Source organism: Alkalibaculum bacchi, assembly GCF_937875145.1.
In the GTDB taxonomy this organism is placed as follows: Bacteria; Bacillota; Clostridia; order Eubacteriales; family Alkalibacteraceae; genus Alkalibaculum; species Alkalibaculum bacchi_A.
Genome location: NZ_CALNCS010000254.1, coordinates 1 through 9,893 on the forward strand (window position 1 = coordinate 1; position 9,893 = coordinate 9,893).

At 33.6% G+C, this 9,893-nt stretch carries 10 protein-coding genes; 2 read left to right on the forward strand and 8 right to left on the reverse strand.

Translation table 11 applies throughout. From position 1 onward, the window contains the following. Positions 1-622 (forward strand): hypothetical protein (locus tag Q7P22_RS14355; protein WP_369695547.1); only part of this gene is annotated, 622 nt, incomplete at its 5' end. Continuing rightward, a complete protein-coding gene (locus tag Q7P22_RS14360; protein ID WP_303865070.1) occupies positions 609-1,922 on the forward strand; it encodes a cysteine desulfurase in 1,314 nt (437 codons plus the stop codon). The genes Q7P22_RS14355 and Q7P22_RS14360, both read left to right, overlap by 14 nt. A gap of 157 nt (positions 1,923-2,079) precedes the next feature. Here the strand turns inward: Q7P22_RS14360 and Q7P22_RS14365 are convergent, their stop codons facing one another. The 8 genes from Q7P22_RS14365 to Q7P22_RS14400 all read right to left on the reverse strand — a co-directional run bounded on the left by Q7P22_RS14365 (position 2,080) and on the right by Q7P22_RS14400 (position 9,797). Continuing rightward, positions 2,080-2,616, reverse strand: a complete 537-nt coding sequence (locus Q7P22_RS14365) for a hypothetical protein (protein WP_303865071.1) — start codon at positions 2,614-2,616, stop codon at positions 2,080-2,082. A 210-nt stretch (positions 2,617-2,826) separates the two neighbouring features. Next, a complete protein-coding gene (locus Q7P22_RS14370) occupies positions 2,827-4,098 on the reverse strand; it encodes an SLC13 family permease (protein WP_303865072.1) in 1,272 nt (423 codons plus the stop codon). Positions 4,099-4,481: 383 nt separating this feature from the next. Beyond that, entirely contained in the window at positions 4,482-5,489 is a 1,008-nt protein-coding gene (locus Q7P22_RS14375; protein ID WP_303865073.1) for a nucleoid-associated protein, read from the reverse strand. 109 nt (positions 5,490-5,598) lie between these two features. Next, the gene (locus tag Q7P22_RS14380; protein WP_303865074.1) at positions 5,599-5,895 is read right to left on the reverse strand and encodes a hypothetical protein; all 297 of its coding nucleotides are present in this window, start codon (positions 5,893-5,895) and stop codon (positions 5,599-5,601) included. Positions 5,896-6,192: 297 nt separating this feature from the next. Then, a complete protein-coding gene (locus Q7P22_RS14385; RefSeq protein ID WP_303865075.1) occupies positions 6,193-6,609 on the reverse strand; it encodes a DUF523 domain-containing protein in 417 nt (138 codons plus the stop codon). Positions 6,610-6,644: 35 nt separating this feature from the next. Beyond that, positions 6,645-7,826: a pyridoxal phosphate-dependent aminotransferase gene (locus Q7P22_RS14390; protein ID WP_303865078.1), complete on the reverse strand. Its 1,182-nt coding sequence runs from the start codon at positions 7,824-7,826 to the stop codon at positions 6,645-6,647. Positions 7,827-8,114: 288 nt separating this feature from the next. After that, positions 8,115-9,095, reverse strand: coding sequence for a uroporphyrinogen decarboxylase family protein (locus tag Q7P22_RS14395; protein WP_303865076.1), 981 nt, complete (start codon positions 9,093-9,095; stop codon positions 8,115-8,117). A 69-nt stretch (positions 9,096-9,164) separates the two neighbouring features. Next, positions 9,165-9,797: a corrinoid protein gene (locus Q7P22_RS14400; RefSeq protein ID WP_303865077.1), complete on the reverse strand. Its 633-nt coding sequence runs from the start codon at positions 9,795-9,797 to the stop codon at positions 9,165-9,167. Positions 9,798-9,893: the final 96 nt, after the last annotated feature.

Sequence of the window (9,893 nt, forward strand, 5' to 3'; positions counted from 1 at the left end):
TCAAGTAAGCGATATCTTCAATTCGCCTATTAATCAAAAACAAGAGCAGATGAGATTAGCAATTGAAAAGATGAGGGAACAACAAGAAAGACAACTTGTCAATAATCCAGAGTTTGGACTACTAGCATCAGTAGATCCATCTATGAAGATTTCGTCTAGAAAAGGTACGCCTACCCCCGATGATTTAGATGATTTGCTTGCAATGGTATGGAAAAAGCCTGCTTTCTTTTTAGCGCATCCAAAGGCCATTGCTGCATTTACAAGAGAATGCACCTGTAGGGGAGTACCACCAGTTACAGTAAATATATTTGGCTCACCATTTGTTACTTGGCGAGGGGTTCCTATGGTTCCTTGCGATAAGGTAAAAATAGATTCTTTAGGCAATACGTGTATTTTACTCATGCGTGTAGGTGAAAGAGAACAAGGGGTTATAGGTTTGCATCAGCCAGGTGTTCCAGGTGAAAGCCAGGTACCTAGTTTATCCGTTCATTTCAGTGGAATAGATGATATGGGCATCATGTCCTATATCATGACACTGTATTATGGTTTAGCTATTCTTACAAATGATGCATTTGGAATGCTTGAAAATGTCAATATAGGGCATTATTATGACTACAAGTAAATGGTTTCAGGATAGGAGCAGTGAATACTACTTCCTATCAAATTATAAACCCGATGTTCATACTATTAACAATAATGCGCCATTTAGAAGAGCAGACCTAGACATTTACTCCATTCGCAAGGACTTTCCTATTTTACAAACTAGAGTAAATGGAAAACCATTAGTATGGCTGGATAATTCAGCAACTACTCAAAAACCTAAAGATGTAATCAATACATTAAAAGAATACTATAGTAAGTACAATTCCAATATTCACCGTGGAGCCCATACATTAGCTAAAATCTCTACGGATGCTTATGAAACGGCAAGAGAAAAAATCCAGCTATTTATTGGAGCATCCTATTTAGAGGAAATCATCTTTGTTAGAGGGACTACAGAAGGAATTAATTTAGTAACAGAAACCTTTGGTGAATCCAATATTGAAAAGGGTGATGAAATCATCCTCAGCATTATGGAGCATCATTCTAATATTGTACCCTGGCAAAAATTAGCTAAGAAAAAGGGAGCTACAATAAAGATCATACCTGTAAATGAATGTGGTGAGCTTATTTTAGAGGAATACAAAAATCTTCTTTCGCCGAAAACAAAGATGGTAGCTATCACTCAGGTATCCAATATCCTAGGCACTATAAATCCTATTAAAGAAATCATCGATTTAGCCCACGCATCTGGGGCCAAGGTATTAGTAGACGGAGCTCAAGGTATTGCTCATATAGGTATAGATGTAAATGAAGTAGATGCAGATTTTTATGTGTTCTCAGGTCACAAAATTTACGGACCCACTGGCATAGGTGTATTATATGGGAAAAAAGGATTATTACAAAATATGCCTCCTTATCAAAGAGGTGGCGGTATGATCAAAAATGTGACTTTTGATTCTACGGAATACAATAGTCTTCCTTATAAGTTTGAAGCAGGTACAGGAAATATTGCAGATGCCATTGGTTTAGGTGTGGCAATAGATTATGTTAATAATATTGGAATAAATCGAATTATGAATCATGAAGCAGAAATAACAAATTACGCTATGGAAAGATTATCCCACTTACCTGGATTATCTTTAATTGGCACTACGCCTAATAAGTCTAGCGTCATATCCTTTATACTATCGGGAATTTCTCCAGATCAAGCCGCTCATAAGCTTAATGAAGATGGCATAGCAGTCCGATCAGGGCATCACTGTGCTCAACCGGTTTTAAAACATTACGGCTTTAGCAGCGTTATCCGCGCATCTATTGGCATCTACAATACAAGGGAAGAAATCGACATTCTAGCCAATTCACTTATGAAAATGCTTTAAACAAGGGTTAAAAATTTGTGATTTCAACACAGGCTAAGTAAAAAACAGAAAACAAAAATCTTTAGTAAATAAAAAATGCAAACAAACCCATCATAGTTTGTTTGCATTTCTTATTTAAGTCATTCTAAACAATCATTTAACAACAGTTCAATTATTGTTATTTTTTGGGTATCACTTTCCATATCCAGTAAGCTATTGCAAAATCTACCAGGCTATGAATGAAGGTTCCGACGCCTACCATTCCCACTATAGAGTAAATATATCCCCTTTGATATTCTAAATCGGATAAACTTTGCCCAATGTAAAAGGGAGATACTGCTAAGATTTCACCTAAACTATGGATGATGGAAACGACAATAGCAAAGGTGATTGTTTTCCCCATACTTTTAAAGGTATTTGGGTATTTTTTTAAATATAGAGCTCCTAAAAAAGCAAATAGGATTTGGCTAAAAGCTCGAGCAACTACGACAATTGGAAATCCCCCCAGAAAAAAGCCGAGAGTTGTTCCTAATGAAACGAATACTGCTGTAGTAGGTGAAATAAATACAGCAATAAATAATGCTACATGACTAGCTAATGTAAAAGATGCCGGCTCGATCACAAATCTTATAGGTGATACTAAGGGAATCAAAATCCCAATAGCACATAAAAGTGCTGCTACTACCATACTTCTAGTATTAAATCGATTTTCCATTTTTCTTCCTCCGTAACGTGTAATGATATTTTTTTAATTCACTGATTATGATTCATGAAACAAGGGATATAAGGTCAAAAATTATTGTGTTTGTTCCAGAAAAAGATATCGTTCAGCATATTATTTTATATTATACTATAGATTTTCATTTAGTGTAAATATCCAATCAAGTATATTCATTAAATATTCTCATTATAGGAAAATTTTCAATTATATTCCAAACAAAATCCAAACTAGAATATAACCTGATATGACTGCAGATAGTGTAAATGGAACGCCAATCTTCATAAAGCTACCGGTATCTACATTCCACCCCTCTTTACGCAGAATGCCAATTCCTGTAATATTTGCCGAAGCACCAATAGGTGTAAGATTGCCTCCTAAAGTGGCACCAATCAGTAAACCAAAGTAAAGAACTGTCGGATCAATTGCTAGAAAAGATGCAATACTCGCTGTTACAGGCAACATAGTTGCTACATATGGGATATTATCAACAAAACCTGAAAACAACACAGAGGCCCAGACGATTATAGTATATATGACAAATACATTATCATTACTTAAACGGACAAAGAGTTTGCCGATGTCTTCAATAATTCCTACTTCTGTTAGTCCACCTATTAAGACAAATAGACCTATTAATAATACAATAGTGTAAAAATCAATTTCTTTGACATGAGTACGAAGTGTATTAAAATTTTGGTACTTAAGATCATATTTCAAAGAGCCTATTATAAATAAGCTCATGCATATAAAACCATTGCTTATTTCTGGTTTATGGGGCATAAAAGATGCCAATATTAACAGACTAATCATGCTAAGAAGCAAAACTGTTGGAAAATAGTCTTCTACTTTTGTTTCTGACTTAATCTTAATATGCTGAAGGTCTCCTCGGAAAAGATAGAGTAAAACAACTACAGATAAAAGGGCACCTATCTGCACAATCCAAAACAAACCAGGTCTACCATTGTAGAAGAAAAAATCCATAAAATTCATATCTGCTTGGGCGGCTAAGAGGATTGAGGTCGTATCCCCTACTAAAGTAGCTGCACCTTGCAAGTTTGAAGATACGGATATAGAGACAATCATAGCAATTGGTGAAATATTTAATTTTTTAGCAATGGTTATAGCAACTGGTGCTATCATTAAAACCGTAGCTACATTATCTACAAATGCAGAAACCAGCCCCGCAAACAAGGACAAGGCTACTACGAGCCATTTGACATTGGGCATTCGAGAGATGAGTATATCTGCTAGTTTATCAGGCATTTTAGATTCAATAAATAAGGAGACAATCCCCATAGTTCCAGCAATCATTAAAATAGCATTCCAATTGATGTATTCCAATGCCTTATATATTGGAACAATTCCCAAATAAATAAATAGAGTAGCAGAAGCAATAGATATGTAGGATCTCATCTTTGGTAATAGCAATAATAAAATATACGTTACACCAAAAATAATAAGTGCAGTACCTTTCATTGTATACCTCCTTCAAATATGCGACTTACATATTAGTGTTTTTAGTTCTAAATAAAACCTTTTTGTAGTCAGAATGTATAGATCCTTCGCTAGCGCTCAGATGATAGGAGCAGTGGCTAGTGTCAGGTATGCGACCTACGTCGCAGTGAATAATCAATGAAAAACAATGAACAGTTAACAATTACAAACACTACATAAATAGTCGCATATTTGTACTGTTCCATATTCAATATTCGTTTTTAATTGTTCATTGATACTTTCCCCGTCCAAGAAACCAACTGACTAACCGTTTCGTAATACCTCTATTATATTAGTAAGATTACGCTAATATTCTTCTTTGACAAGAAAATGGGGAAAGAGTATAAACCCTTTCCCCATTTTTCTTATTTATTGTTAAACTTCTCTACATTCTTAATCATTATCGATATGGTTCCATTTACATTATTGATAAACTCTACCACATCTGAATCTCCTACATATGTAGATGGAATGCTTATTTCAATTCCGTTATCTGTAATTAGTTTATGTTTTTTTATAATTCGCTTTTCGGCATAAGGGCTAATTTTAATCTTTGATTCTTGTATACCAGCTTTTTCAATTCCCTGTTTAAATGCAGTTTTCCCAGCTGTATCGTCAAAGGTTGCCTCTGCAATATTTACTAAATCTATTTCATTGTTATTGGTAAAATCATCTGCAATGACCTTTCGAAAAGTATTTAACTTATCTATATCTCCATTATATTCTTCTTGAATGATTGTATGGGCAGTCTTCTCCACAATGTCTACAATCTCCTTATCTGATTTTACGAATTTAGATTTCAAAAGATATGTTGTGATGTAATTTTCTTTTATCCCATTGATTTCATATTTTCGCTCTTTAACAATAAGAGAAAAATCAAGTAGATTTACAATGACAAATTCATCCAGTTTCTGAGATTCAAGTGGTAAACAACAAGGTTGTTTAATAATTGTATTACATATGCCATCTTCTGCTTCAACATGGTGTATATAACCATACTTATAATTAAACTTTAAGATACCTAAATATGTAACACTATTACAAACAAAATCTACAATTAGCAAATCACATGATGGAATAGAGGTGCCATTTGTAATAAAGTTTATAAATAAATTAGCAATCTGTTTGCTCATGGTTAAAAAATCTTCTTCTTTAGTAAAATTCTCCACGGTTGACAGAAAATTATTTGGTGTCTCATTTTCAAACATGGTTTTCTTTGTTTCAATATCTGTAAAACACTTCTTTATATGCTTAGTAAGGTACTCTTGTATATCATAAGATAAATCAATTGTTTTATCTGAAATAACAGAAATTCCTCCCATATTGTCAATGATATGTAAAATAGCTCTTTTAATTGTTACTTCTTCGCTCATATTCATGCTCCTTTCAACATATCATTTTACCATGTATTCATAAATTTAATCTATAAGAAGTAAAAGTTTCCATAAAAAAAGCCCTATTACATGTATAGAGCTTTATAGATTATTGACAATGAGTTTTATCATATAATAATATGCCATTTTTGATTATATTACAAGTAAATGAAGTTCCTTCATTATTTAATTGCTTTAATTCATCTATGGAGATCACGACGATATCAAAAGGGGTATTTATGTTTCTTAAGAGCTTTCTAATTTGTATCCTTTTATCAAAGTCATTTTCAACACTATCCCATACGATTGTCAAAAGTAAAATAGGACCCATATCGAGCAAATAAATTTTTTCAGGGTTTACACCATCTAGTATGAGACTTTTAATTTCTTGATACTTTTCTTCCACTTTTCTATCTCCTTATAAATAATTGTTTAAAGGTTATATTCATTAGCAATTCTATTATTATAATAACTTTATGTAATATTTATTGTCAATATTTGTAAATCTTGTTATATATATAATCTTACTATATTTTAATATTTTGTAAGGTATATCACTTCTATGATGTATTTAATATTTAGATTTCTATCATTTATGATAAGATCTTAAATGATAGAAATCCCATAATTTGCACAAAAAACTCCCTTATAGTAAAGAAAAACTCACTATAAAGGAGAATTCTTTTTAGTATTTATTTATACCCTACATCTCTTCTATTTTAAATCCATTTTTGTAAAGAAGCTCTGCTGTAAGACCATTGCCTTCTTTTAATGTACCAGTAAAGGTACCATCATAGATTCTACCAAAACCACAGGATGGACTTTTAGACTTTAATATAATTTTACTTGGCATTAAATCCCTTGCAATTTCTAAGGTTTTTTCTGCCCCTTTTAGAAATTCATTCGTGACATCCTCGCCCACTTTGTTTATTACATGAATTTCCCCATTTATAACTTGTATCTCTGCAGGTTGTCTCGGCGTTGGTAGCCCTCCTAGCACTTCAGGGCATATAGTTATGGCTTTATTTGCTTTTACTAATTCTAGAATTTGATCCACATTATTATTTTTTCCATTGTACTTACAATTGCATCCTGCCAAACAAGCGCTAACTAAGATCATATTTTTATACTCCTATCAAAATACTGTAGTACATTTTATTTAAAGTCTTCTGATAATCTTTCAAAAGCTGGTATTGAATTTCGTATCATATCAAAATTTACACAGTAGGACATTCTAAAATATCCAGGGCATCCAAAACCAGAACCAGGAACTAAGAGAAGATTGTGTTTTGTAGCTGCTTGCGTAAATTCTATATCATTTGGAATGAACGCTTTTGGGAATAGATAAAAGGCGCCTTGAGGTTTGTGTACTTCGAAACCTATCCGCACCAAGTTTTCGTATAAAAAGTCTCTTTTAGCTTTATAATCCTCAACATTTGGTTTCACGTATAAACAGTCCCCTACGACTTTTTGAAACAATGCAGGAGCATTAACAAAACCTAAAACTCGAGTACAGTATATAAAGACATTTACTAATGTAGCAATTTCTTCAATATTACTACTAGCAGCAATATAACCAATGCGTTCTCCAGCTAAACCCAAAGATTTACTAAAAGAGTCTACTACAATAGCGTTTTGAAATATATTAATAATAGAAGGTACTATAATATCATCGTAGACGATTTTGCTATAAGGCTCATCTGAAATGACATAAATGGTAGTATTAAATTCCTTCCCCTTTTTTTGAAGAATCTCTTCTATCTTTTTAAGAATTTCTTCACTATAAACAACTCCAGTAGGGTTATTTGGGGTATTTAATATAATTGCTTTCGTATTTGCATTTATCCTCTTTTCAAATTCTTCTATATTAGGTTCAAAAGTCTCTGTATTAGCTGGCACTACAACGGTTTTTCCACCATAATTGCTAACATAAGAACCGTAATCCACAAAATAAGGAGCAAATACCATTACTTCTTCGCCTTCGTTTAATAGTGATTTCAAAACGACATTTAATCCACCTGCTGCCCCTACAGTCATGACTATATTATTTTCTGATAAGCTAACTTTGCTCTCTTCTTGGAGTTTTTTTGCAATTTTCCCCCTTACATCCCCATAGCCACTATTACTCATATATTTGTGTAATCCAGGTTCTCCACTAGTTATATGCTTTAATAAGGATTCTTGTACTTCTACCGGAGGCTCATCAAAAGGATTTCCTAGACTATAATCATAAACCTTATCCGCTCCGTATATTTTAGCAAGTCGGTTTCCCTCTTCAAACATCACCCTTATCCATGAAGAGCTTTCTAATTTTTGAACCATATTTTCTGAAAACATCTTATCACTCCATTTCAATTGTCATAACTACAAATTTACCTATCCTGCACTGTGCGAACACACCTTGTGGACTTGTTATTTAATAGTATAACATATTGATAAGGGAACCTACTTCAATAATTTAGAACAATTTGGTATATATTTAAAATGATGGTTGGAAGATAATTAAACAATACTCACATAGTCACTGAATTATCATTTAACAGTTCCGCATTTATCTTTTCGCTTTTGCAAAAAGAGCAAGGTATTAACTCATACCTTACTCTTTGCAGTATCACAATAATAGTCCTAGAACATTTTCTTTGACATTTTTTCGATTTCTTCATCAGTAGCTTCGTATACGCCTGGGAATGAGCTGATTGCTAAACCTTGGCTTGAACCAGGGATATAGTATAATTTTCCGTATTCTGTACACGCTTTTTCTACTTCTGTAGCTATAATGTCTTGCGTCCAGCCTGGGAAATCAATTTCTCCACTGTGTAATCCACCCATGAATGTAATTTTTTCGCCGTATTTTTTGATCAATTCAGGAATATTGTTTGTCTTCATAACACCTTGCCAGATATCAATACCCATATCAATCATATATGGAACAAGGTTAGCAGCATAGCTATCACTATGGTGAACAACTAATTCAACACCATTTTCTTTGTAGAAGCCATAAATTCTCTTGTATGGTTCAAGAAAAAATTCTTCAAACATAGAAGGTGATAAGAATGAGTTGATTTGGCTACCCCAGTCATCATGATGGAAAAGTGCATCTGGCTTTATGTGAGTGATAAATTCCTTAGCAAGTTCAATTTCCCAATCTGTAAGGTATTCAATTAATTCATGCATTGCTTCTGGTTCTTCATAGAAAGCCATTAAAGCTTCTTCCATGCTCATTAAATAATGTACATGTTCGAAAAGACCTGGAGCAACAAAAACTGTACAGTATTGTTCCGTTCTATCAACAGCTGCTGCAGAAGCTTTCGCTTCAGCCCAAGCTTCTGCAGGAAATTTAATATTAGGAGCTTTTACTACATCTCTCCATTTAGTGATATCCTTTACAACAGTATGTTCTTCATCGTGTACTGGGAATGCACCAATTTGACCTTCTGGCCATCTTGTTGTAACACCCCACTCGTTGACAATTTCTCCGCCTATTGGTGGTTTTTTACGAGTAATTGGAGTATTCATAATCATATTGAAACACTCATATTGCTTTACAAATCTATCAGGATTTCCGCCCTTCATAACTTCAACTAAGTTTTGTCTTTTTGTTAACATTATGCAACCTCCTATATTTTTCAATCAGGAGAAAATTTTCTCCTGATTTTTCTACACACTATCTAAAAATTAAGCTTGTGCTAATTCTTTTGCTTTAACAGCTGCACTACCTGCATCTGGAGCAAATCCGTCAGCGCCAATTTCAGCAGCAAATTCTGCAGTAATAGGTGCTCCACCTACCATTACTTTAAATCCTTCTAAACCGCTACCTTTGATTGTTGCAACAGCTTCTTTTAATGCTGGCATTGTAGTTGTTAATAGTGCAGAGCAAGCCACTAATTTAACGTTTTCATTTTCTTTTATTGTATCTACAAATTTTTGAGCTGGTACATCAACGCCAATGTCAACCATATCAAATCCAGCACTCTCAATCATCATAGATACTAAGTTTTTACCGATATCATGTAAGTCTCCTGCTACTGTTCCAATAATGCAAGTTCCTAAAGATACAGATCCTTCTCCAGCAAGATGTGGTCTAAGTACATCTACACCTTTTGCCATTGCTTTAGCTGCGATTAACATCTCTGGTACAAATATTTCTCCACTTGAGAATTTGTCTCCTACGACACCCATAGAATCAACCATAGCTTGAAGGATATCTTTTGCTGCATTACCTTCATCTAACGCTTCTTGCACTAAACCTGCTACTAATTTTGTTTTACCTTTTTCTACATTTAATTTTACATCTTGTAATTTTGACATATTATTTTCCTCCTCAATTTATAAAAAATCATATATTATGACTGATACCTTATTTCTTTTTAGCACCAAAAACGCCTTCACGGTATGCACTGATGT